General features: G+C 38.1%; 22 protein-coding genes. 7 read left to right on the top strand and 15 right to left on the bottom strand.

Annotated features, from left to right (window positions below):
* Positions 1–11 precede the first annotated feature (11 nt).
* Genes FJ218_01235 through FJ218_01220 form a run of 4 tightly spaced genes read left to right on the top strand, consistent with a single transcriptional unit; the run spans position 12 to position 3896 of the window.
* Positions 12–554, top strand: coding sequence for a hypothetical protein (locus FJ218_01235; GenBank protein ID MBM4165541.1), 543 nt, complete (start codon positions 12–14; stop codon positions 552–554).
* The gene (locus FJ218_01230) at positions 521–1630 is read left to right on the top strand and encodes a carboxylate-amine ligase (protein ID MBM4165540.1); all 1110 of its coding nucleotides are present in this window, start codon (positions 521–523) and stop codon (positions 1628–1630) included. The genes FJ218_01235 and FJ218_01230 overlap by 34 nt, the downstream gene beginning before the upstream one ends.
* Before the next feature lie 3 nt (positions 1631–1633).
* Positions 1634–2668, top strand: a complete 1035-nt coding sequence (locus tag FJ218_01225) for an aminopeptidase (protein ID MBM4165539.1) — start codon at positions 1634–1636, stop codon at positions 2666–2668.
* Between the two features lie 46 nt (positions 2669–2714).
* Positions 2715–3896 carry a hypothetical protein gene (locus FJ218_01220; GenBank protein ID MBM4165538.1) on the top strand — a complete coding sequence of 394 codons (1182 nt, stop codon included), beginning with the start codon at positions 2715–2717 and terminating at the stop codon, positions 3894–3896.
* Positions 3897–3909: 13 nt separating this feature from the next.
* Here the strand turns inward: FJ218_01220 and FJ218_01215 are convergent, their stop codons facing one another.
* The 6 genes from FJ218_01215 to FJ218_01190 form a co-directional block, all read right to left on the bottom strand.
* On the bottom strand, positions 3910–4407 hold the full coding sequence (locus tag FJ218_01215) for an HIT domain-containing protein (protein ID MBM4165537.1): 498 nt from the start codon (positions 4405–4407) through the stop codon (positions 3910–3912).
* Positions 4408–4490: 83 nt separating this feature from the next.
* Positions 4491–6635 (bottom strand): elongation factor G, encoded by a 2145-nt coding sequence (gene fusA / locus FJ218_01210; GenBank protein MBM4165536.1) that lies wholly within the window; start codon positions 6633–6635, stop codon positions 4491–4493.
* Between the two features lie 182 nt (positions 6636–6817).
* The gene (locus FJ218_01205) at positions 6818–7207 is read right to left on the bottom strand and encodes a DUF948 domain-containing protein (GenBank protein ID MBM4165535.1); all 390 of its coding nucleotides are present in this window, start codon (positions 7205–7207) and stop codon (positions 6818–6820) included.
* A gap of 12 nt (positions 7208–7219) precedes the next feature.
* Complete coding sequence (locus FJ218_01200) at positions 7220–7567, bottom strand: YtxH domain-containing protein (protein ID MBM4165534.1); 348 nt, start codon at positions 7565–7567, stop codon at positions 7220–7222.
* 802 nt (positions 7568–8369) lie between these two features.
* The gene (locus FJ218_01195) at positions 8370–9455 is read right to left on the bottom strand and encodes a hypothetical protein (protein MBM4165533.1); all 1086 of its coding nucleotides are present in this window, start codon (positions 9453–9455) and stop codon (positions 8370–8372) included.
* Positions 9452–9751, bottom strand: a complete 300-nt coding sequence (locus FJ218_01190) for an integration host factor subunit beta (protein ID MBM4165532.1) — start codon at positions 9749–9751, stop codon at positions 9452–9454. Before FJ218_01190 ends, FJ218_01195 begins: the two co-directional genes overlap by 4 nt.
* A 225-nt stretch (positions 9752–9976) precedes the next feature.
* On the opposite strand from FJ218_01190, the gene FJ218_01185 reads away from it, so the two are divergent.
* Together FJ218_01185 and FJ218_01180 are read left to right on the top strand one after the other, a co-directional pair.
* Positions 9977–10648 (top strand): hypothetical protein, encoded by a 672-nt coding sequence (locus FJ218_01185; GenBank protein MBM4165531.1) that lies wholly within the window; start codon positions 9977–9979, stop codon positions 10646–10648.
* A gap of 567 nt (positions 10649–11215) precedes the next feature.
* Positions 11216–11395 (top strand): hypothetical protein, encoded by a 180-nt coding sequence (locus tag FJ218_01180; protein ID MBM4165530.1) that lies wholly within the window; start codon positions 11216–11218, stop codon positions 11393–11395.
* A 100-nt stretch (positions 11396–11495) separates the two neighbouring features.
* Here the strand turns inward: FJ218_01180 and FJ218_01175 are convergent, their stop codons facing one another.
* Genes FJ218_01175 through FJ218_01150 form a run of 6 tightly spaced genes read right to left on the bottom strand, consistent with a single transcriptional unit; the run spans position 11496 to position 15946 of the window.
* Positions 11496–12410: a bifunctional molybdenum cofactor biosynthesis protein MoaC/MoaB gene (locus tag FJ218_01175; GenBank protein MBM4165529.1), complete on the bottom strand. Its 915-nt coding sequence runs from the start codon at positions 12408–12410 to the stop codon at positions 11496–11498.
* Between the two features lie 49 nt (positions 12411–12459).
* Positions 12460–12870: a molybdenum cofactor biosynthesis protein MoaE gene (locus FJ218_01170; GenBank protein ID MBM4165528.1), complete on the bottom strand. Its 411-nt coding sequence runs from the start codon at positions 12868–12870 to the stop codon at positions 12460–12462.
* 20 nt (positions 12871–12890) lie between these two features.
* Complete coding sequence (moaD, locus tag FJ218_01165) at positions 12891–13139, bottom strand: molybdopterin converting factor subunit 1 (GenBank protein MBM4165527.1); 249 nt, start codon at positions 13137–13139, stop codon at positions 12891–12893.
* The gene (locus tag FJ218_01160) at positions 13136–14353 is read right to left on the bottom strand and encodes a molybdopterin molybdotransferase MoeA (protein ID MBM4165526.1); all 1218 of its coding nucleotides are present in this window, start codon (positions 14351–14353) and stop codon (positions 13136–13138) included. The genes moaD and FJ218_01160 overlap by 4 nt, the downstream gene beginning before the upstream one ends.
* Complete coding sequence (locus tag FJ218_01155; GenBank protein ID MBM4165525.1) at positions 14325–14930, bottom strand: nucleotidyltransferase family protein; 606 nt, start codon at positions 14928–14930, stop codon at positions 14325–14327. The genes FJ218_01160 and FJ218_01155 overlap by 29 nt, the downstream gene beginning before the upstream one ends.
* Before the next feature lie 8 nt (positions 14931–14938).
* Positions 14939–15946, bottom strand: a complete 1008-nt coding sequence (locus FJ218_01150) for a hypothetical protein (protein MBM4165524.1) — start codon at positions 15944–15946, stop codon at positions 14939–14941.
* Between FJ218_01150 and FJ218_01145 the strand changes: the two genes are divergently transcribed.
* Positions 15932–16117, top strand: coding sequence for a hypothetical protein (locus tag FJ218_01145; GenBank protein ID MBM4165523.1), 186 nt, complete (start codon positions 15932–15934; stop codon positions 16115–16117). The two genes, FJ218_01150 and FJ218_01145, sit on opposite strands and share 15 nt — an antisense overlap.
* 212 nt (positions 16118–16329) lie before the next feature.
* Here FJ218_01145 and FJ218_01140 read toward each other — a convergent pair whose 3' ends face one another.
* From FJ218_01140 to FJ218_01130, 3 genes are all read right to left on the bottom strand, one after another.
* Entirely contained in the window at positions 16330–20760 is a 4431-nt protein-coding gene (locus FJ218_01140) for a T9SS type A sorting domain-containing protein (GenBank protein MBM4165522.1), read from the bottom strand.
* Positions 20761–20883: 123 nt separating this feature from the next.
* Positions 20884–22191 carry a 4Fe-4S dicluster domain-containing protein gene (locus FJ218_01135; GenBank protein MBM4165521.1) on the bottom strand — a complete coding sequence of 436 codons (1308 nt, stop codon included), beginning with the start codon at positions 22189–22191 and terminating at the stop codon, positions 20884–20886.
* A 5-nt stretch (positions 22192–22196) separates the two neighbouring features.
* Complete coding sequence (locus FJ218_01130; GenBank protein ID MBM4165520.1) at positions 22197–23756, bottom strand: hypothetical protein; 1560 nt, start codon at positions 23754–23756, stop codon at positions 22197–22199.
* Between the last annotated feature and the right edge of the window lie 3 nt (positions 23757–23759).

The raw sequence follows: 23759 nt of genomic DNA, 5'->3' as shown, positions 1-23759 counted from the left end.
TGTATCACAGAATGAATATTCCAAAAAAAATATTTTTGGTGTTTCTCCGAATTGTCTATACTGGAGTGATTATTCTTTTGCTTTTATTGAAATGCAGAGAAATTCCTCCTATGCCGGAGTATATACCGACGGTAAGCATATCTACTGAAAGTATTGGTATTACAAGAATAGTATTGCGATTACATTTTACAGAGACAAAACCGCCGAGAAGTTTTTCTCTCTTTAAAAATGGCGTACACTTTATTACCGATACGCTCGTTGCACAAGATACGCTCCTCCTCGATACAACACTTTTCCGCGGACGCACCTATACCTACAAAGCATACCGATTGCGGGGAAACACGAGATACGATTCATCCAAAACACTCACAATAACCACACTCGACTCTGCAACAATTGCACTTACTGCCGACGACGTTGGCGTTACCGATGCGTTGTTGAAAGTCTGCGCAAGTAGATTTGGTAAGTATGAAGAAACTTGTGGTAATGAGATAATAAAAATTCTATTATTGATAAAACTATGTCAGAAAAAAAATTATTCACACTCGGAATAGAAGAAGAATTTCAAATCGTTGATCCGGAAACGCGAGAATTGCGTTCCCACATCAATCAAATTCTCGAACAAGGAAAACGTGTGCTTTTGGAACAAGTAAAACCGGAAATGCATCAATCCGTCGTTGAAGTTGGAACAAACATTTGCGAAAACATTACAGCCGCTCGCAAAGAAGTAATTCAACTTCGAAGTACACTTGCACAACTTGCAAAAGAAAGCGGATTACGCATAGCGGCGGCAGGAACACATCCTTTTTCTCATTGGTCAAAACAAAAAATTACTGAACATCCGCGTTACAAAACTATTGTAGATGATATGCAGGATGTCGCGCGCGCAAATTTAATTTTCGGACTTCATGTTCACGTTGGGCTTCCAAATCGCGAAATTGCCATTAACATTATGAATGCCGCGCGTTATTTTCTTCCGCACCTTCTCGCATTTTCTACGAACTCTCCTTTTTGGCTCGGAAGAAATACAGGATTTAAATCGTATCGCACAAAAATTTTCGAACGATTTCCGCGTACAGGAATTCCCGACCATTTTGTGAGTCTTTCGGAATACGATAATTATATCAGTTGGCTCATCAAATTGAACTGTATTGACAATCCTAAAAAAATTTGGTGGGATGTGCGCATTCATCCGTTTTTTGATACCATTGAATATCGCGTCTTCGATTTACCAATGCGCGTTGATGAAACTATTGCTCTTGCGGCAACTGCTCAGGCAATCACAGCAAAATTATACAAACTCATCAAAGCAAATCTCGGTTTTCGTTTATACCGAAGAATTTTACTCAATGAAAATAAATGGCGCGCCGCTCGATATGGTATCCAAGGAAAACTTATTGATTTGGGAAAGCAAGAAGAAGTGGATGCAAAATTATTGATGATGGAACTGATTGAATTTGTTGACGATGTGGTTGACGAACTTGATTGCCGCAACGATGTGAATTACCTCATGAACATCGCCGCAATGGGAACCGGCGCCGATAGACAACTTGATGTGTGGAACAAAACACAAGATGTCAAAAAAGTTGTTGATTATATTATTTCAGAAACACACATTGGTTTACAATAATTTATGCCGCAATACAACAATACAAATACGCCGCAAGATAATATTTTTGATTCCGAACTTTCACTCGGCGCACATAATGCCATCGGTACTTGTTTGCGCTTACAACGCAATGAGCGAGTTACAATCATCACCGACAACGAATGTTTTGAAATTGCCGCTTCGTTAGTGCACGAAATCATCAACGTTGGCTCAGAATTTTCTCTGTTTGTTCTGGAAAATTATGCGCAACGTCCTCTCAATGATATGCCGCAAATTATTCTTGACGACCTTGCAAAATCGCACGTGAGTATCTTTGCGTGTGTAGCACAATCGGGAGAACTCGGCTCGCGCATTCAAATGACAAACGTTGTGAACAAATATAAAATTCGACACGCACACATGGTAAATATTACCAAAAAAATTATGTGTGAAGGAATGCGTGCAGATTTTCACAATGTTGATGCAATCAGCACTATCCTTGTTGAAAAAGCGCGAAAAGCAAAAATGATTCGCGCCCGTTCAAAAGGAGGTACAAATATTATTGCAGAATTTTCTCCTTCGCTCAAATGGTTGAAAACAAGCGGTATTATTACAACAGAAAAATGGGGAAATTTACCCGGCGGCGAAATTCTGACTACTCCTGCAACGGTGAACGGATTATTTGTTGTTGACGGCGTCGTTGGCGATTATCTTTGTCCACGTTTTGGCGACATAAAAGAAACGCCGCTCTTCATTGATATTGAAAATAGCATAATTAAAAATTTGCGTTGCACAAACAAAAAACTCCTGGATGAATTTTCCGAATATGTCTCAACAGATGAAAACAGTAACCGAGTCGGCGAATTTGCTATCGGAACAAATATCGCCGTTCAAGAAATCAGCGGTCAAATTTTACAAGATGAAAAAATTCCCGGCGTACATATCGCTTTCGGAAATCCGTACGGCGACCACACCGGCGCAACTTGGGTTTCTACTACGCATATTGACTGCGTTGGACGCAGTTTTGATATTTGGATGGATAGCGAACAAGTAATGAAAAACGGCACGTTTCTTATTTGAGTAAAGAAGAACAATTTCCTTTTATTCATCTCTCACTGAAGCATTGATGATTCCTGAACTTAGAAAAAAATACAACGAAGAATTTACCGAACAAGCATATAACGCTTTTCTGCACGAACTCAACACGAAGGAAAAATATCCCACCGATTTTCGCTCGTGTGAAACACCGCTGTTTCTTTCCGAAACGTTGACACGACAACTTGTATTCGCAGCAAACGAAATTATCTCGTTCATATTTTCCAACGAATATCTTGAACATTCAAAAAAAGCAATTCCGAAAAATCTTGTCGTTCCGAATGAAACGGAACATCCAACATTTCTGCAAATTGATTTTGCAATTTCTCAAGATGGAAACGGAACATTCATTCCGCAACTCATAGAACTGCAGGGTTTTCCATCATTATATTGTTTTCAGGTGCTGCTTGATACCGTAACACGAAATCATTTTTTCGTTCCGAATAATTTTGAACCGTATTTCAATGGTTTCAACGGCTCATCGTATATTCAATTACTCAAGGAAATTATTATCGGAAACGCTTCTCCCGAAAATGTTATTCTCCTCGAAATAGAACCCGAACGTCAAAAAACCCGCATTGATTTTGCGTGTACAGAATCAATGCTGGGAGTGAAAAGCAAATGTATCACGAAAATTTTCAAACGAGGGAAAAAACTTTTTTACAAAGAAAACGGAAAAGAAATTCTCATCGAAAAAATTTACAACCGCGTTATCTTTGACGAACTTCAACGAAAAAACCTTTCACTGAATTTCCAGTTTACCGACGAACTCGATGTTGAATGGATTGGACATCCGAATTGGTTTTTCCGAATCAGCAAATTTTCTCTTCCGTTCATCAAAAGTGCGTACGCTCCTGCTTCGTTTTTTTTGAACGACCTTCATACGTATCCGGTAAATTTACATCAGTACGTTTTGAAGCCGTTATATTCATTTGCAGGCGCTGGAGTCGAAATTGATGTTACCAAAGAACTTCTTGACGGAATTCCTGATAAACAAAATTTTATTTTACAAAAAAAAATAGACTACGCACAACTCGTAGAAACTCCAGACGGATGTGCAAAAGCAGAAATACGAATGATGTTCGTATGGAAAGAACTACCATTGCTCGTGAACAATCTTGTTCGAATGAGCAAAGGAAAAATGATGGGAGTAAATTTTAACAAAAATAAAACGTGGGTGGGTTCGAGTTTAGCGTATCATCCAATTTTATGAAATGAATATTACGTCACACTCCAAATGCTCTCCGTAACTTCACCATCGTACCATGCATTTCTTCTGAAATAACTTTTGTGTCGGCAAAAACCGGAAGAAAATTTGTGTCGCCGTTCCATCGGGGAACAATATGAAAATGAATATGGCTTTCAATTCCTGCACCTGCAATACGACCAACATTACATCCGATATTTAATCCTTCAGCATGCATCACGGAACGCAGTACTTCGGAAAGGTTGCATATCAATTGCATTATTTCCTTCCTCTCATTCTCATCGAGATTACTGATTGTTGCGGTATGTTTATATGGTACAATCAATAAATGCCCGCTGTTATACGGAAACAAATTCATCAAGACGAAACAATGTTGTTCTCTCCAAGCGATAAGACGTTCATCATCGTCGTTCGCTTTATATGCTTCACACATTGCGCACGATTCTTTCTTGTTTTCTTTTTTTTCAGAAAACGTTGCAATGTATTTTGAGCGCCACGGAGACCAAAGTCGTTCCATTTTAATTGTTCGATTTTAGATGGAAAATTTTCATACAAACAATTTTCAATATTAATGCGCTATGGAAAATATACAACGAAATTCTATTCCTCTTCAACTTTATGTTTTGCTTCTGTAATAACTTTTTCCATAATTTCACGAGGCATTTCTTCGTAGTGCGCAAACTTCTGCCGATGAATTCCGCGTCCCTGCGTCATCGAACGAACTGTTGTCGAATAGCGGTATAATTCTTTCAACGGAACTAATGCTTTGACAATTTGATACGTTCCGTTCGAATCCATTCCTAAAATTTTTCCCCTGCGTCCTGAAATATCTCCCATGATATCACCCATATTTTCTTCGGGAACAGTTACTTCAATTTCATAAATCGGTTCGTACAATACAGGTTTCGACTGTAAAAATCCATCTTTGAACGCCATTTTACCCGCAGTTTTGAACGCATTTTCATTCGAATCTACGGGATGCATTTTCCCATCGTGTAAAATGACACGCACATCAGAAACCGGATATCCGGCAATAACTCCGCTTGTCATTATATCCATAATCCCTTTTTTTACTGCTGGAACAAATTTTGCATCAACCGCTCCTCCAACAATGGCGTTCACAAATTCGAGTTTTCCTCCCCACGGCAAATCTTCCAGTTCCTTTCCGCGAATAGTCAAATCCGATGGATATGGCGCGCCTTCACGATACGCTTCCATATGAAAATATACTTCTCCGAATTGACCTGCGCCGCCCGATTGTTTTTTATGACGATAACTTACGCGCGATGTTCCACGTATGCGTTCCCGGAAAGCATAACGAGGTTCACGAATATCTACTTCAACTCCATAGCGGTCTTTCATTCGTTTCACTAATATCGTTAAATGCAATTCACCTTGTCCATTGATTATTGTTTGCACCAATTCCTGATCGTGAGAAACAACAAATGTCGGGTCTTCTTCGTGCAAACGATGAAGTGCGTTTCCGATTTTATCTTCGTCCCCTTTCGATTTTGCAGTAATGGATTGACTGATTACCGGTTCCGGAAATTGTATGAGTGGAAGTACAATAGAAAATGATTTGCTCGATAGAGTGTTGTTTGTATGCGTATCTTTTAATTTTACTACTGCGGCTAAATCGCCAGCAAACACATGACCAACTTCTTTTCTTTCCTTTCCATTCATTACGTACAGTTGCGAGAGGCGTTCCGGTTTTCCGTTTTTTTGATTTACCAAATCCAAACCATGGGTAAACGTTCCGGAATACACTTTGAAGAATGAAAGTTCGCCCACGTGTGGTTCTGAAACAGTTTTGAAAATAAACCCAACAGGTTCTCCTTTACTTTCCATCGGAATAATTATTTCTTTTTCTGTTCCGGAAAATTTGGCTTTTGTTTTATCGCGTTGTGCCGGATGCGGTGCATACTCAATAAGAAAATCTAACAAGCCCGCGATACCAACATTTTTAGTGGAAGAACAAGAAAGCAAAGGAAATATTTTTCTGTTGAAAAATGCTGTTTGAAATCCGTTGCGCAATTCCTCGTCGCTCAAAGTTCCTTGTTCAAAAAATTTCTCTATCAGTTTTTCGTCGCTCTCTGCAATTTTTTCAATAAATGATTCGCGTAAATATTTTGCTTCTTGCAAATGGTCAGAAGGAATTTCTTTTTCAACATATTTTCCTTTATCCGATTGATATTCCAACGCTTTCATTTTGAGAATATCAACAACACCGTGAAAATTAGGACCAGTAACAAGAGGGATTTCAACAACTGTTACATCTCCGCCAAAACGGTCGTGAACCATTTTCAAAACCTTTGGCAAATCAACGTGTTCGCCGTCAATTTTATTGATGACAAAAATTGTTGGAAGTTGATATTCCTTTGTATAATTCCACGCAAGTTCCGTTCCGACTTCAACTCCTTCAAATGCTTTGAGTACAATGACTGCAGTATCGGCAACTCGCATTGATGCTTTTACATCGCCCGTGAAATCCGTATATCCGGGAGTATCGAGGATATTGATTTTTGTATTGTTCCATTCACAATTCAATAACGAAGTGTTGATAGAAATTTTTCGTTCTATTTCGTCGGCGCGATAATCGGAATGGGTGGAACCATCTTCGACTTTTCCCAAACGCGTTGATGCGCCCGCAGTAAAAAGTATTGCTTCGGTAAATGATGTTTTTCCGGAACCTCCGTGCCCAGCAACTGCTATATTTCTGATTTGTTCAGTGGAAAATTCTTTCATAAAAAATAGTAGGATGTGTGTTAAATAATTGAATAAACTTGTAGAAATGTACGAATTGTCGAAAGGGAAAAAACTTAGAAGTGAAATTTGTTACGCAACCAATTACTGCATTCTGTTGCGCAAAAGAACAATGCCAACATATTGTTCCTTTCGTTGTGAAAAAATTGTCAAGAGGATTTTTTTCAACTTCTCATTCTTTCAAAAAAAGCTTTAATGCCTTTCACGAACGCTGTTACAAATGAAACGGAATCCATAACGGGTTCTTCGATGCGATGTTGCACTTTCCGTTTGAACGCAATAATTTCATCCATCGCAATTCGAAAACTTTCAACAGAATCCTTCACTATCGAGAGTTGTTCGTTAAGGTTATCAGTAATTGTTCGAACTTTTGTCGTAATGGCATTCAAATTCTCAAGAATCGGAAATGTTTGTTCGCAGAGTGCGCTTACCTTTTTATCAAGGTGGTCTAAACTTTTTTCCATCCGATAAAAAATCATCACGAGGTAAATACTCGCAGCGGAAACGCAAAGCGACGAAAGAATAACAATGATGAGAAGTGTAGTTTCAGTCATAAAAGAAAGTGCTTATGCTCGGTCTCGTTCTTCTTTATACGCTCCGTAGCCTGCTTTGACTGCATCGGAAAATTTCGATGTTTGTTCCATCGTATCAGAAATAATTTCTCCAGCAGTATCATACAATTCTTCGCCTCGCTCGTAAGCAGTTTTTCCGAATCCTCGAATCTTGGAAGATGTGTCGGTAAATATTTTTTTTGCACCGTCTTTTATTTCATCCGATTTTCTTTGAATATCGCTTCGAAGTTCTCTCCCGGTTTTTGGCGCAAGTAATAATCCAGTTATTGCTCCTGCAATTCCTCCGATAAGAAATCCTAGAAGCAGACCTTTTCCCAGGCCTTCTTTTTTATTTTGATACATAAATTGTTCTCCGAAATGTTGGGTTAATTATACAAACTTCTCTTAAAAATTAAAAACAAACTAACAAAAAACACTTGTTCATTTTTAAAAATTTATTTTTTTGTGCAACTGTGGTTTTTCCGGCATTCACCCACGCAGTGTACCAGAAACACACTGTTCGCTCTGTTGACTTTTGTAATTGCCTATCTTATTTTTTTTTGCCGCTCATCTTTAACGCACAGCGGCAATATAACGATAGAGCCACGCACTCTATTTCAGTAACCAATCGTTGTCGTGCAATTTCATTGTAATAGATAAACTTTCTATCGCTAAAGCAATTTCCAACGAAGCATTTCAATTGCCGTTATTGTATTGTACGAAAACATTTGAATTGCGGCAGAAAAATCGCACGGAAGATATCTCAAACGAATACATATCGTTAAAATCAATATCAATTAAATGATATAGCGCTTCCGCGTATCGTTGAAAAAACAGTTGTATTTGCCCGATAAGTGTTCTATCTAAAACGATTTATCTGATTATGAACGTACGAACTCCAACTCGGCGAAATATTGTTTTCTAAACATACTATAGAAATAAACAACAATCAACGATTTCCGTTTCATCATCGAAGTATAGAAAATATGAGATATGCGTTTGTTATACGCACATCTCATATATCATAACTCGTTCAACATTATCGGTTTCGTTTCTTGTGCCGATTCTTTCGCAAACGTTTTTTTCGCTTATGCGTTGACATTTTATGTCGTTTACGTTTTTTTCCGCAAGGCATTTTTTTTCTTTCTAATTAAAGTTAAAATTATTACTTAAAATGAGTTTGTAAAAATTCGTTCGCACGCTTTCCCGTTTCCGAATTTTCATCTAGTTGTGCCGCTTTCTGAAAATAATCCTTTGCTGTATTCATATCCCCTATGTTCAAAGAAATAATCCCAATGTTGAAATGCGCTTTTTGATGCTTCGGTTGAATGGCAATTGCTTTTTTCATATTCGTAATTGCGGTTGTTGCATTGTTCGTTTCGAAATAACAAATACCTAAATCCACTAATGCATCTGCGTTCTTGGGATTCATTGAAAGATAGTTGATGTATTGTTCTATTGCGCGGGGGAACATTCTTGCATCGTGAAGCGCATTTGCATAATGCAAAACCGCTTCTGCGTCATTCGGATGCGCTTTCATTTCCTCCTCTAATTGCTGCAAATGCTGAAGTTCTGGTTCAGATTGTTGTTGAGTCTGCGGAACGACTGCTTTCTTTTCACTATAAAAAGTAAAAAACAACAATGCAAACAAAAATAACACAACAAACGCGAGATAGATTTTCCACAAATCAATTTTTTTTCTTGTCTTCACGTTCACTTGTTCTTTTATAACCGATTCTTCCACTACTTTCGGTTTTTCATGAGGAATGTACGTTGGCTTCTTTTCCGATTTGTGTTCAAAGGTGTATGATGGAATTTTTTCTTCTACTTCTGAAGAGATTTTTGGCGCTTCGATTTTCTGCTCCTGGTGTTTTTCATTGAAAACAGTTTTTTGTTTTTGCAAAGAAATTTCCTCGGGCAATTTTGGTTCTGCCTGTTTTACCTGCGGTTGATTGAACAATAATTCTACTTCTTCCGCTATGTCCGCATCGGCAGAATGTGCGACAGAGAGAATTGCTCCACAACCTTCACAATAGGATGCGTTTTTACTATTCGAATATCCGCAAAAATCGCAGACGAATTTTCCTCCGCGTGTTTTCTTTTGGGGAAGATTTTCTTTCTTGGAAAAAAAATTGTATAAATCGTCGCTGCCCTTTTTTCCCCAATCAATCTTGTTGCCGCACTCGGGACAATATTTATCGGCACCTGTTAATGTTGCATTGCATTGCGAACATTTTTCTTGTGTAGTCAACGGCTTACTTTCTTTTTCAAATTTGCATTGACTGCAGTTTTAAAATCTTTTGACACTTTAAAAAACGGAGTAAATTGTTCATCAATGGGAACTTTGATACCCGTTTTTGGATTGCGACCAACACGCGGTTTACGCAGTACGACTTTAAAACTTCCGAATCCGCGGATTTCAATATTGCTTCCGTCTATCAGTGTATCCTTGATTGATTCTAAAAAACCGTCAACGATCGCTTCGGTTTCTAATTTTGTAACTCCGGTACCGTTGGCGACGCGGGTAACTAAATCTGCTTTAGAAATATTCACTGTTTTTAAAAAAATATTGGGCAAAAGATAGGAAAAATTTGTTGTGCGGGAAAAGTGTGTAGAAATAAATTGTTTGAAAATTCGTAATCAGTTCTATGAAAAAAATAATATTTTTTGAAGCATTGAGAAATTGCATAAGTTTTATTTATATTAAGCGCGAAAATTTTCAGCACTAATAAATGTAATATTCATAATTTGTTATTAACTCGAGGTAATTGTATGAAGCCCATTTTTTCAAAATCATTTCTTACTTTTTTTATCCTTTTCATTTGCATTTTGTTCCACTTTAAAGTGAATGCGCAACGTGTAAATACTGCAAGTAATTCTCTCTCATCTTCAAAAACAAGTTCTCTTTCAATCGCAGATATAAGTGTTTTTGAAGGCAACAGTGGTTCTCCTTCTGCAACGTTTACGGTAAAACTACTTCCTGCAAGCGGACAAACCGTTACAGTAAATTATGCTTCCGCAAATGGAACTGTAATTTTTGGAACAGATTATATTTCAACGAACGGCTCACTCACATTTTACAGCGGGGATACAATAAAAACCGTTTCTGTTGTTGTGAACGGAGATATATACTTTGAGGAAAACGAAACGCTGTATGTGAATATATCAAACGCCGTGAATGCAATTTTATTGACAAAAGAAATAAGTGAAGTTGGTGGTGAAATACCTGAATCAGAGCGTGTATTTCGTGAATTCTTTAATCTATTGAATGCAAAAACAGAGGAGGAAATACGAAAGGTTTGTGAAGCGGTTGGAGATACAATTTCTGAAGAAATAAAAATTCAACTTGAGGAGGCAATGAAAAAATCCGCTTCCATCCTTACGGTGCTTCCCGAAGAAACAGAATCATTTACATTTACACCAGTGATTTATAGTGTTCCATAGGATGAAAAATTTGTAGAACAAGATAAACTCGATGTATGGAAACGCGATGAAAAAAGACTCGCAGTTGGATGGAAAAAAAGTTTATACAGAGAAATACGATTTAACAGTACGCCGGAACTTCTTGTTGCAAAAATCCTTGATAGAGAGAGTTGTGAATTATTGATGCGAAACCCTTCAAGTCAATTTTCTATCAATACTCTCGCAGGAAAACATTTTCCAGATTTCATTTTTATTTCCAACAACACAATTTCTCTCATCGAAGTAAAGGAGCGTGGAGAGTTTGATAATGAATACTCTAATGCGAATATAAAAGCAAAATAAACAATAGAATGGTGTAAAGTAGTTTCCTCTCATTCCAATCAAAAATGGGAATACTTACTTGTTCCCGATGATTCAATCGAAAGCGCAGTAACTCTTTCCGATTTAAGAATGAGAAGCAAAATATTTTAATTGCAAAGTTTTTAAAAGGCAATGCACGAACACGCTATCCACGTTCACAACCTCATCAAATGCTTCTGCAATTTTTTTTCTGTTGACCATATCAATTTCGATGTGAAGCAATGAAGTTTGCTATTACTTTTTTTTACAACACTCGTTTTCATTATTGCAGCATTGAGCATCGGGCTTTGGGTTTCGGCAATTTCGGATTCGCAGCAAGTCGCATTTCAACTCGCGTCGCTGCTTTCGATGCTCCAGATAATTTTGCTTTCGGGATTTATGTTTCCGATTCGCAGTATGCCGTGGTGATTACAAATAATTACAAACGTAACACCTGCAAAATTTTATCTCAACATTTTGCGAAACAGTGCGTTGTTGGTAATGGGAGTTTTTGATATCACTTCTCAAATCAGTTATTGTCGTGACGTTCGTTTTTTATCATTCGAAAAAAATGAAACACATGCGGAAACAACGCATGGATACCATCTTCCACACTTTGTGTTGAACCGGGAAGATTTATGATGAGCGTTGTTCCTCGTTTTCCAACAACACAGCGTGAAAACATAGCAAAGTAATATCGCTGTTGTCCGTAACTTCGCAACGTTTCCTCCATTCCCACCAATCGTTGTTCAATGACAGAAAGTGTTGCTTCAGGAGTAACATCACGAGTTGAAATTCCCGTTCCGCCGGTAGTAATTACAACGTCAATTTTTTCTGAATCAGAAAGTCGCTTCAGTTCATTTTCGATTTCCTTTTTTTCATCGGGTAAAATAATGTAATGTGCAACTCTCAACTTGTGCTGCTGAAGTTTCTCGACAAGTATCTTTCCCGAAACATCTTCTTTCAATCCTTCGCGCACAGAATCACTCAGCACAATTACTGCCGCAGATAATCCTTCGCCGTGTTCACTGATGTTGGATTTTCCGCCTTTCTTATCCAACAATTGAATGGATACAATTTCCATTGTTTCGTCAATAGGTTTCAGCATATCGTACAATGTTAATGCCGTTGCCGATACCGCACATAACGCTTCCATTTCCACCCCAGTTTTCCATATTGCTTTCACTTCGGAGAAAATTGAAATTGAATTCGTATCTACAATAATATCTATTTGAACATTGTCAAGCGGAACCTGATGACAATAGGGAATAATTACACTCGTATTTTTCGCCGCCTGAATTCCCGCAACGCGCGCAACTTCAATCGGATTTGCTTTCGGAACATTTCCGTTTTGTATTGCTTCCGCTGTTGATATAGAAATATTCAGCGTCGCAGTCGCCTTTGCCGTTCGTAATGAATTTGACTTTGAAGAAACATCGCGCATAATAATTACCTATTGTTATCTTTAACTACCACGTTCAAATTATTCTGTTCTAATTATTTCCATCCACCCAAATTTCACCGTTGTCAAAAAACTCTTTTTTCCAAATCGGAACATTTTTTTTCAACATATCAATTGCGTACCTGCATGCTTCAAATGCTTCGCTCCGATGCGCAGAAGAAACGGCGAGTACAACACTTGCATCACCAATCGGCACTTTTCCGATGCGATGAACAAGAGATATTTTTTTTACATCCCACTTCGCAAATATTGCGGCGGAAATTTCTTCCATCATTTTTTTCGCCATCGAAACGTATGCTTCATATTCCAGAAACAACACATTTTTCCCATCGGAAATATTTCGCGTTGAGCCGATAAATACATCAATCGCTCCTGCTGAATCATCTTCTACACTTCTGATAACGGCGTGCACATCAATTTTTCTTTCAACAATTTCTATCATCGCTACAATCTTCAATATACTTATCCACCGCTCACGGGGGGAATAATTGCAACTTCATCGTTATTGCGTAACAAACAATCAAAAGTAACGTATTCACAATTCACTGCAATTCGGAGAAATGGTTTCCATTCTTCAATACGATTATTTTTTTCACTCAATAGTTCCAAAATTTTTTCCACTGATGTTTTTTCTTCGATGGAAAATTGCATTTCATCTGCACAGAACAAGTCGCGAATCATCGCAAACAATTTTACTTTTACAGTAATCATAACATTTCTATTTCCACTGTACTCCCGATACAAATTCGTTGTGTTTCTTCTGGAACAATAATAATACAATTTGCTCTTGCCATTGATGATATTGAGTTTGATGATTGATTTTCTAATGTGCGAACAAAATATTTTCCATTCTTTTGCTGAACAACTCCTCGTACAAAATGACGTTTGAAATCATTTTTTCTGTATTCGTTTTCCATTACTGCACTCAACGTATAATGCGATTCGAGTTTTGAAATTAACGAACCCTGCATTTTCAACAATGCTGGTTTTACAAATTGCAAAAACGTCATCATTGCCGAAACAGGATTTCCCGGAAGTCCAAACACTGGATTTGAATTGTATAAGCCAAAGAGAAATGGTTTACCGGGTTTTATATTTACACCGGAAAAGAATATTTCAACTCCAAGTTGTCGTAATGCTTCCGCTACGAAATCATATTTCCCAACAGAAACTCCTCCGCTCGTAATAAATACATCGTGTTTCAATCCTTCGGAAATTTTTGTTCGCAACTCTTCAATGTTATCTTTTGCAATTCCTAAATTTACAACTTCACATTGGTGTTCTCGAAGCATCGCTTCCAAAACACATTCGTTACTATTGCGAATTTTCCCGTCATGTATTTCTTCATCAATATTTATCAATTCATTTCCCGTTGAAAGAATTGCACAACGAAGTGAACGATGCACACACACATTTTTTTTACCCAAAGAAGCAAGCACACCGATTTCAACTGCATTTATTCGCTGTCCATGATGCAAAATAATTTCACCTTTCGTTATATCTTCCGCAACGAAACGAATATTTTGTCGCGGCTTCACGGTTTGTAAAATCCTTACATATAATTCGTCAATTTTTTCAGTCCATTCCTGCTGAACAACCGCATCGCATCCTTGAGGAATTCTTGCGCCAGTAAAAATTGCAATAGCTTCACCGCGATTCAATTCAATTTCAGACACATTCCCGGCTGAAACTTCACCAGAAATTTTCATTTCAATTGGAACATTTTTTACATCTTCCGAATGAACAGCAAATCCATCCATTGCACTGTTATCAAACGCAGGAACATTCTCTTCTGCTGCAATATCTTCGGCAAGAAAATAATTTCGCGCTTCGTTGAATGGAAGTGTAACTATTCCAAAAGGATGCACTAAATTAAGTATTGTTTTTTTTGCTTCTTCAAAATTCAGCATTGTGTGTGTTTGCAATATACTTTTCGTAATCTTCTCTTGTATCAATGTTGGCTAGTACACATTCTTCGTTTGTCTGAACTTCGCAAATCTCATTCGGAAATTTGTGGAGAACGGAACGTGCGCCAATTTCTGTTGGTGCGTTTCTTATTTCCGAAAATATATCGCGCGAAAAAATTATAGGATGTCCACGACGTCCGCAATATTTTGGAAGAATAATTTTTTTCTTCGTCGTCTCGAATGCACACAATAATTCTTGTATAACATTTTCAGAAATCAACGGATGGTCAACGGGACAAAGCATTATCGCATCAACAAAATTTTCACCGAGAGAATCAATTCCCGCAATAACGGAACTAAGTTGACCTTGCTGCCAATGTTCGTTGATAATTATTTTCCCGCAAAAATCACCAAGCGATGCGCATATTTGTTGAGCAGAACTTCCCAATACTACAGTGATATTAGAAATTGAAGTTGCGGAAAGTACATCTATGATTTGCTGAAGAAATGTTTTTCCATTCAATTTCATCAATGCTTTCGGTTGTCCCATTCGTCGTGATGTTCCTGCAGAAAGAATAATTGCCGCAACGTTCATTGCAAGGTTTATTTTTGTAAATGCACAAACGTATCTTCCATCATTTGCAATTTATGTTGAAGCGGAAAACGCTTCCCTTTACGAACACGAATTAATTCTGCAACAACACTAACGGCAATTTCTTCTACTGTAGTTGCGCCGATTTCAATTCCTATCGGCGAGTAAACACGTTTCAATTGTTCAAGTGAAATCCCTTTGGAAAGTAAATGCTCGAACGTCACAAGCACTTTACGTTTACTTCCTATCATTCCAACATACGAAACGTTCGTTTTTAACGCTTGCTCCAATACGGTTTCATCGTATTGATGTCCGCGTGTTACGATAACAATGTATGATGATTTTTTAACTGCAATTTTTTTAAAACCGTTCTCAAAGTCTAATGTGAATACTTTTTTCGCTTCGGGAAATCGCTCAACGTTCGCAAATTTTTCTCTGTCATCAATGATGGAAACATGGAACCCACACATCGCCGCAGTTTTTGAAATATATTTTGATACGTGTCCTCCGCCAAAAATAATTAGTTGCGGCGTTCCCTGAATCGGCTCAAGAATCCATTCGCCGGTTTCTGTTTTTATTCTGTGTGTTTCGTTTCTACGAAATACTTTTTCAATTTCTTTTTTCAATGAATGCGGTGTCGGAACACTGAATAGTGCTAATTCGCTTCTCCATTTCTCCAATACGTTACTACTTCCCGAAGAGTTTGGAACAATGTTTTTGAAAATAATTTTCCCTTCGTTAGAAAGCAATGTTGCAAGGATACAATCATTTCCATTATTTTGCATTGAAAGAATTTTTTTGAAAAGAATAATTTGTTTGCACGAAATCGGTTCGAGAAATACATCCAAACTTCCTCCGCATATCAAACCATGCTCAATGTCATCTTCGTTTAAGTGAAAGGTTAGAATTTCTGCTTTGTTTGTTTCGAACAATCGCTGCGCATGCAATAGAACTTCTCCTTCCATACATCCGCCTCCGATTGTGCCAAGAGAAGAATTTCCGTTTTGCTTAACCAACATTTTGGAACAAGACGACGCAGGAGTAGAACCGGAAGCGAAATAATTGTTGCAAGAATTATTGTTTCTTCCGATTCAAGCGCAGAAATTATTTCAGAAACAATATCCATTGAAAATTTGTTCGTGAAAATAAGAAGAAAATTTTCTTTGAAAAATATTCTTGCAGAAATTTAAAAGAATCACTCGTTTGTAAAATGTTTTGCAAAGTCCTAAAATAGAAACGGTTATTATGAGCGATGCGAAGCAATCTCCTCTCAACAACTTCACTCTATCTTTTGTAAAGACTTCTTTTACTATTTTTTTTCTATCCTTTTTCTCCGTAAAAAAAATCCCACACACATTTTCAGTAGTGGGATTTTCTATCAAACTGATTTTGTATTTCCTCTTTATTTTAGAAGTATAAGTTTATTCGTCTTGCTATATTGCAAATGATTTTCATGTGCAACACTTATGCGATAAAAATATATTCCGCTCGGAACATCACTTGCATTCCATTCGTATGCAAAATTTCCTGCCGAAAATTCCTGATGGAGCAGCGTTGATATGTTGTTTCCAAGAACATCAAATACATTGAGTGTAACAAAGCCTTGTTGTGGTAAATGAAATTCGATAATCGTTGAAGGATTGAACGGATTTGGATAATTTTGTTCAAGAGAAAATACTTTGGGAATTCCGCCAAGTTCTGCTACCCCGGAAATAAACAGCGTAAATTTCCGTATCTCGCTAAATTGTCCCCAACCGGTAATATTATGCGCGCTGACTTTCCACCAATATCTTCGGTCGTTTATAAGCCCGCGTACAACTTTCTGTGTATCGAGAACCGATGTATCCGCATACACGATATTTGCAAAAGCAGTATCGAGCGCGATGACAATGCCGTAATGATTAACTTCTGGAAAACTTTTATTCCAACGGAAAATTATACTATCGCTGCTGATTGTGGCATTATGTTCAGGTGCGAGTAACATTACTTGCTGTGGAACCTGAATGAGCGTTGTAAAACTCCTTCGCAACGACCAATCGCCGTATCCAGTGTTATTTTTTGCTCGAACACGCCAATAATGTTTTGTAAAAAATTGAAGTGGACCAACGAGTTTCATCGTATCAGCAATACTTGTATCATTGACAACAAAATTCTCAAACGCAGTATCCAACGCAATTTGTAAATGATACAATTCTGCATTGAGCGAACTTCTCCATCGTACTAATACTTCTCTCGGAATATTTTGCGAACCGTTGAATGGAAACAAGAGTACTGGTGGCAATGGTGGTATTGTTGCGGTTGAAAAATTCCAAACAGTTGAAAATTCTCCGTAACCACTATTGTTTCTTGCTCTCACACGCCAATAATACTGTGTCGAACCTTGCAAACCATTCACTTGTAGCTGTGTATTTCCAAAAATATTCGAATCGTTCACAACATACGTTGCAAAAAGCGAATCTATGGAAAGTTGCAAATGGTAAATAACAAATCCAGTTCCGCCAACGAGATTCCACGTAAATAAAATTGATTGCGGAAGATTTGTTGCGCCGTTTTCCGGTGTAAGTAATGTTGGTGCAGGAGGAGGAGAAATAACAGTTGAGAATCTTCGAACGTTTGAAAACTCGCTTGTTCCTCCGAAATTTTTCGCACTAACTCTCCAAAAATATCGAGTGTTATAAGCAAGCGGACCGACTTCTCGCAGAGTATCAACAAGGGTGGAATCATCTACAACGAATGTTTCAAATAGCGAATCGGTGGAAAGTTGAAGACGATACGTTTCTGTGCGTTCTGTTTTTCGCCATCGCAGATTTATTACAAGCGAAACATTGGTAGCATTGTTTTGCGGAGAAACAAGTTGCGGAACTGTTGGCGGAGCAATAATCGTAGTAAAATTCCATACATCGGAAAAATTACTAATTCCGCCGACATTTTTTGCTCGAACTCTCCAATAATATTTCGTTATGCCAAGTAATTCTACTTCTTTTGTTGTTTCAACAATCGTTGAATCTTCAAGCACCATTACTTCAAACAACGAATCCGTTGCAATTTGCAAAAGGTATGTTTCTGCATTCAAAGAAGGTTCCCATTCAAGCGCAATGATACGAGGTTGATGTACGGAATTATTTTGTGGATACATTAAAACAGGCACAGATGGAATAGGAACAAATACTGTTGTAAAACTCCATATATTGGAATACGCACTGTTGCCTCCTGCATTTCGTGCATCTACTCTCCAATAATACGTTGTTAAACTAGCAAGTGTAACTTTTTTCGTCGTATCCGTTACTGTAGAATCATTCACAATCAAATTTTCAAACAGTGAATCGGTTGCAACTTGAACACCGTAATTATCTGCACCTTGTGAATAATTCCAAACCAAAACAACTTTTGTTGAAATTTCCGTTGCATTATTTTCGGGAGAAACTAATGTTGGAGCATTTGATGGAGCAATAAATTTTGTCGTGAAATTCCATTTCTCTGAAAACTCACTGCTTCCTCCGACATTCTGCGCGCTTACTCTCCAAAAATATTTTGTGTTGCTTGAAAGAGGACCAATTTCTTTTGAAGTATTTTCAATTTCAGAAATATCAACAACTATCGTTTCAAAAAGTGAATCTTTTGCAACTTGAAGACGATAAACGATTGCACTATCTGAAGCATTCCAAGTTGCGATAAGGGTAATTTCCTGATTCACTGCACCGTTTTCTGGAGAAATCAACGTAGGAACAGATGGAACTGCAACTTGCCGCGTTGTAAAATTCCACGTATCGGAAAATTCGCTAACTCCTTCATTATTTTTTGCTCTCACTCGCCAAAAGTACTTTGTAAAACTATTCAGTGAACTGAGTTCAAACAATGTTCCTTGTATATTCGATTTATCCGTTACTACATTTGCAAAGAGGGAATCTTTCGCAACTTGCAAGCGATACGAAGTTGCTCCTGTAACAGCATTCCAATTTACAAGAGGAGTAATGGATTGATTCGTCGCATTGTTTTCGGGTGAAAGTAACGAAGGAGTATCTGGAGGAAAAACTGAACTCTGCGTTCGTAATATGGTTCCATTGTTTCCAACAATTGTTCCCGTTGCTGCAGATGTCATTGATATGCCGCTTAATCTGTTTATCGTTGGAGTTGCAATTATACTCCACGAAGTTCCTCCATTTGTTGTCGAAACAATTGTACCGTTTTCGCCGACTGCAGTTCCATTCTCTTCATCAGAAAAAGAAATTGCTCGCAAAGTGTTTTGAGTTCCGCTATTCGGTTCACTCCAGGTAGTTCCCCCATCCGTAGTTTTTATAATCATTCCAAATGAACCAACAACAACACCATTTTGTTCGTTAGAAAAATGAACCCCGCGCATAAAATTAGAAGTGCTGTAGTGTTGATTCATCCATGTTTCACCCTTATTGGTCGTTCGAATGATTGTTCCTGTATCGCCTACAACAATGCACAGATTTTCTGAAACAAATGAAGCGCAACGAAATGTTTTATTCAATCCAGTGACAGAAGGAATCCAGTTTTCTCCGCCATTCGTTGTGAACAGAATGGTACTGTTTGAACCAACAACAACGCCAGTATTTTCATTGACAAATTGTACAAAATTCAGAACTGAAGTTGTATTGCTTTGTTGCAACAGCCAAGTATTTCCTCCATCATTCGTACGAATGATAGCGCCGGAATCGGTTACAGCAGTACCAATATTTTCGTCATTAAAATACACGGAGCTCACTATTCCGGGAGCGGTGTAGGATTGTTGTATCCACGAATCACCGCCGTTTGTTGTTTTCAACATTACACCAGATCTCACGCCAACAAAACCGATTGTTCTGTTCACAAAAAAAACACCGAACAAATTCGAAGTCGTAACAGTGCGCGATTGTTGTATCCATGAATCACCGCCGTTTGACGTGCGAATAACGATTCCTAAACTACCGACTACAGTTCCTATAGTATTTCCTTTAAAAGAAACTCCCGTTAAATGATTCGAAACTCCGCTTGTCTGCGAATTCCAAGTAGAACCGTTCGTTGTTTTGACGATTACTCCATTTTGTCCAACAGCAACACACGTAAGAGAATCTATATTTGCAATTGCATTCCACGAACCTTGTACAGTATCTCGAATCCACGTTGTTCCTCCATTGATGGTCCTCAACAAACGATTATTCGAGCCAGCAATAAAACCGATGTTCGTATTATAGAACGCAACGCCATTCAACGCACTTTGTAGAATCGTGGTTTGCAATGCCCACGTTGTTCCTCCATTTGTTGTACGAATGATAGTACCAGTACCTCCACCTCCACCCGCAGTTCCTACCGCAGTTGCAGTATCCGCATTGATATAAGCAACGGAGTTCAACCTTGCCGTAATTCCGCTCGTAAGCAAATTCCACGTTGTTCCTCCATCAGTAGTTTTTACAATCGTGCCGGAAGAACCAACGATTAATCCTTGTGATAAAGTTGCAAAAGAAATTCCACGAAGTGTATTGAATGTCGTGCTGTTCTGCATTGTCCACGAATCGCCGGCGTTTGTTGTACGAAGAATTGTTCCGGAATCTCCGGCAACAAAACCATTATCGGAATCGAAAAAATATACAGCGCGTAACGTTCGTACTGTTCCGCTTGAAAGTTGCGCCCATTCAGCTCCTCCATTGGTCGTACGAAGAATTACTCCAAATTCTCCAATGCCATAACCGATTTCTTCGTTGATAAAATATACTGCGGTAAAACTGTTTCCCTGCGGGTACGGGTTTTTCCATTTCCAATATTGCTGCGCTGAAATAAAAGAATTGTTCAGCAAGAATAAGATGATTAAAAAGAAAGAAGTCTTCAACATACATTTATTTCCTTATTAATGTGTTTTTAAATTTAAATGAAAATAATATAACAGTTTTCTCGATGCTTGAATCGAAAAAAAAATGCTGGAGATGAAGAAAAATGGCGGGTTAAAGTACTCAAATTATTTTGATTCTCCTCTATGTAAATCAATTTCAATACCAATTTTTTTTAAGAACTCAAACGGCAATTCTCCTCCTGCAAATACAAACACATAATCATTAGGCAACGTACGTATTGTTCCCGCTACATCTATATCAATACATTTTTCGTGTATTTCCCGAACAGACGAATTGAAAAGAAGAGAAATTTTTTTTTCGGAAATATATTTCTGAATGTTCGCCTGATTGCGCGCTTTCAAACGTGTCAACGTATCTTTGCGGTATGAAATCGTTACGGTATTTCCCAATTGTTGTGCCAATCCAACAGCGGCTTCAATTGCACTATCTCCGCCGCCGACAACGAGAATATGCGATTGCTGAAACGATTCCGCTTCAATCAGGCGGTACATTACTTTGGAATGCTGTTCGCCGGGTATGCCAAGTTTTCGCGGAGTTCCTCTTCTTCCTAATGCAAGCACAACATTTTTCGTCTGATACTCGCTTTGTGAAGTACGAACAAAAAAAACATCGTTCGATTTTATTATCTCCGTTGCTTTTTCATTGAAATGAAGTTTGAGTTTTGTTTTTTCAATAATGTCATTCCAGATTTGCAGCAAATTTTCTTTTGTAATTTCAGAAAGATTCAGTTTTCCGTACAAAGGGATTTCCACCGGTGAAGTCAGCACTAATTTATTCCTCGGATAATGAAGAATAGAGCCGCCAAAATCCGCTTCTTGTTCAAGAGTTACAAATTGTAAATTATTTTTTAACGCCGAAAGCGACGCACTCAATCCCGAAGGTCCTGCACCAACAATGACGACATCGAGAATATTTTGTTGCAAACGTTTTTGCGTTGAAATGTACTCAATAACCTCTCTTCCTTGATTGATTGCATTGCGAATCAAACCAACGCCTCCCAATTCTCCAACGATATACATTCCCTGCACGTTTGTTTCATAGTTGTCTTTGATGTGAGGAACTTCAACGCTTGTTGTTGCATTTCCAAGAACCAATTCGATTCCGCCAACGGGACAATTTTGAGCGCACAATCCGTGACCAACACATCTTGCGCCGTAAATTACCGTGGCTTTTCCGTTGACAATTCCTAACACATCATTTTCAGGACACGATGCAACACACGTTCCGCAACCAATGCACAGCGATTGATTGATCAAAGGATGAAGTGTTGCAACTTCATTCAATCCACTGTCAATCGCCCGTTGTAAATGATGTTTAAATTTTTTGTTTTTTTTCTTTTTGTAACGAAGATAAAAAAAAATTACGGGAGCGATGATGAGAACGGAAATACTCAGCGTGATTAGTGTTTCCATCTACGTTAAAAGCGATAACCGATTTCTAAAAACACACGCATCGTGTTCGCAAACTTGTCAAAATTTTTTTCGAGAGATGCGATAGTAAATAATGTTGAAGAAAGTTGCCCAGAAACATTTGCGCCGATTGTTGTGAGCGTATTAGTATTTCCGCCGTTCATCAGTTCATAAAAATACTGTTCAAAATTTATTGTTGCCTGTATTCCGCTGGCAATTTCGCGATGAATATCAATTCCTGCAGTAGCCGCATCAGTAAAAATTCCATTTAAAAGCGAACTACGAACGCCAACATTGAAACGCGAATTGAGAATATTGTTTGCGCGAATTCCGATGCCGTTATTTACCGACGTTCGCTCATCCGATTCACGAAATCGAATATTGGAAAATCCGTTCAACGAAAAATTATTCGGCAAGCGAATTGTCATACTCATTCGAAATCCTTGTTGTAACGAACGGTCAAAAAGTGAATCAGCAAGCGAACGATGCGTTTCAAACAAGTACACATTTTTCGTTGCATCAAACCCCGCATTCAACGACAGCCAATCAAGCGGCGAACTTCCGATGGAAATGTATGTGTTCGTGAATTGAATCGCCTTCTGCCGCAAACCGTTCTTGATGTCGTTCAAATCTATTTCTGTGCTATGATAAAAATTAAACCACTGCGAAGTAGAAAATGAATTTTGCATGTAAAGAAATTCTCTATCTAATCGCAGTTGGAACATTTGTCGCGTGTATGCAACTGTTCCATCATATTGAAAACCGAAAACGTTTCCCGATTGAAAATGAATAAACGGAGAAAACCGTACATATTCAGTGGCGATGCGTGATGTGCGATAATCCGGTTGCGTTCCTCCTGCTATACCAAATGTCCATTCTTTCATCGAATAAATAATTTGCGCACCGTCAAACGCTCCAAGACCAACAGTATATTTGGAACGCACTCTTCCAAACGAATAAGCAAATCCTTCGCTCGTATTGGGATAATCAAAAGAAAAATCAAACAATCGAAATCTCGTTCGCGATGTGTTTCCCAATCGTAATTTTTGCGATGAAGAAATGTACTGCGAGTTGAAGTACATCGAAAAATTCCATAGTGAACCGAAAACACGTTGCACATTTAAATTCAGAACTATTCCAGATTGATGAAATGAGCGTTCGCTCAAATTGAAATTATTCACACTTATATTTTGCAACGCAATTCTTCCACGAACAATATTGTTTCTTTGTTCACTCAAAATATTTGTGGTTCGTTCTTTTTGTCTTTTCGATGAAACGCTCTTGGTGGTCATCTGAAAACCTCTCACGGTATCACCGATTTTGATTGTCGCTGAATCCGGAAAAAATTTTCCGACAACAGATTTACTACTTGCGACAGAAATGATAATATGTGCAATCGTCGAATTATCGCGAAGCACAAAAAGCGTATCACCTTCGTTACATTGCACATTTTCAGGACGTGATACATACACGTTTCCTAAGGAAATGTATGTAACACTTCCACTCTGTGTAGTAATTTGAGAGAACGTGAACGAGGCGAAGAGAAAGAATAGGAAAATTAAACGCACAAA

Source organism: Ignavibacteria bacterium (assembly GCA_016873775.1).
In the GTDB taxonomy this organism is placed as follows: Bacteria; Bacteroidota; Ignavibacteria; order UBA10030; family F1-140-MAGs086; genus JAGXRH01.
Note: the sequence above shows the minus strand (reverse complement) of the source record. Positions and strands in the feature narration are given on the sequence as shown.

Excerpts from the sequence above, each read along its gene's own strand:
- FJ218_01235 (MBM4165541.1), top strand. The coding sequence starts at position 12 with ATGAATATTCCAAAAAAAATATTTTTGGTGTTTCTCCGAATTGTCTAT.
- FJ218_01230 (MBM4165540.1), top strand. The coding sequence starts at position 521 with ATGTCAGAAAAAAAATTATTCACACTCGGAATAGAAGAAGAATTTCAA.
- FJ218_01225 (MBM4165539.1), top strand. The coding sequence starts at position 1,634 with ATGCCGCAATACAACAATACAAATACGCCGCAAGATAATATTTTTGAT.
- FJ218_01220 (MBM4165538.1), top strand. The coding sequence starts at position 2,715 with ATGATTCCTGAACTTAGAAAAAAATACAACGAAGAATTTACCGAACAA.
- FJ218_01215 (MBM4165537.1), bottom strand. The coding sequence starts at position 4,407 with ATGGAACGACTTTGGTCTCCGTGGCGCTCAAAATACATTGCAACGTTT.
- fusA (MBM4165536.1), bottom strand. The coding sequence starts at position 6,635 with ATGAAAGAATTTTCCACTGAACAAATCAGAAATATAGCAGTTGCTGGG.
- FJ218_01205 (MBM4165535.1), bottom strand. The coding sequence starts at position 7,207 with ATGACTGAAACTACACTTCTCATCATTGTTATTCTTTCGTCGCTTTGC.
- FJ218_01200 (MBM4165534.1), bottom strand. The coding sequence starts at position 7,567 with ATGTATCAAAATAAAAAAGAAGGCCTGGGAAAAGGTCTGCTTCTAGGA.
- FJ218_01185 (MBM4165531.1), top strand. The coding sequence starts at position 9,977 with ATGAAGCCCATTTTTTCAAAATCATTTCTTACTTTTTTTATCCTTTTC.
- FJ218_01175 (MBM4165529.1), bottom strand. The coding sequence starts at position 12,410 with ATGCGCGATGTTTCTTCAAAGTCAAATTCATTACGAACGGCAAAGGCG.
- FJ218_01170 (MBM4165528.1), bottom strand. The coding sequence starts at position 12,870 with ATGATAGAAATTGTTGAAAGAAAAATTGATGTGCACGCCGTTATCAGA.
- moaD (MBM4165527.1), bottom strand. The coding sequence starts at position 13,139 with ATGATTACTGTAAAAGTAAAATTGTTTGCGATGATTCGCGACTTGTTC.
- FJ218_01155 (MBM4165525.1), bottom strand. The coding sequence starts at position 14,930 with ATGAACGTTGCGGCAATTATTCTTTCTGCAGGAACATCACGACGAATG.
- FJ218_01150 (MBM4165524.1), bottom strand. The coding sequence starts at position 15,946 with ATGTTGGTTAAGCAAAACGGAAATTCTTCTCTTGGCACAATCGGAGGC.
- FJ218_01140 (MBM4165522.1), bottom strand. The coding sequence starts at position 20,760 with ATGTTGAAGACTTCTTTCTTTTTAATCATCTTATTCTTGCTGAACAAT.
- FJ218_01135 (MBM4165521.1), bottom strand. The coding sequence starts at position 22,191 with ATGGAAACACTAATCACGCTGAGTATTTCCGTTCTCATCATCGCTCCC.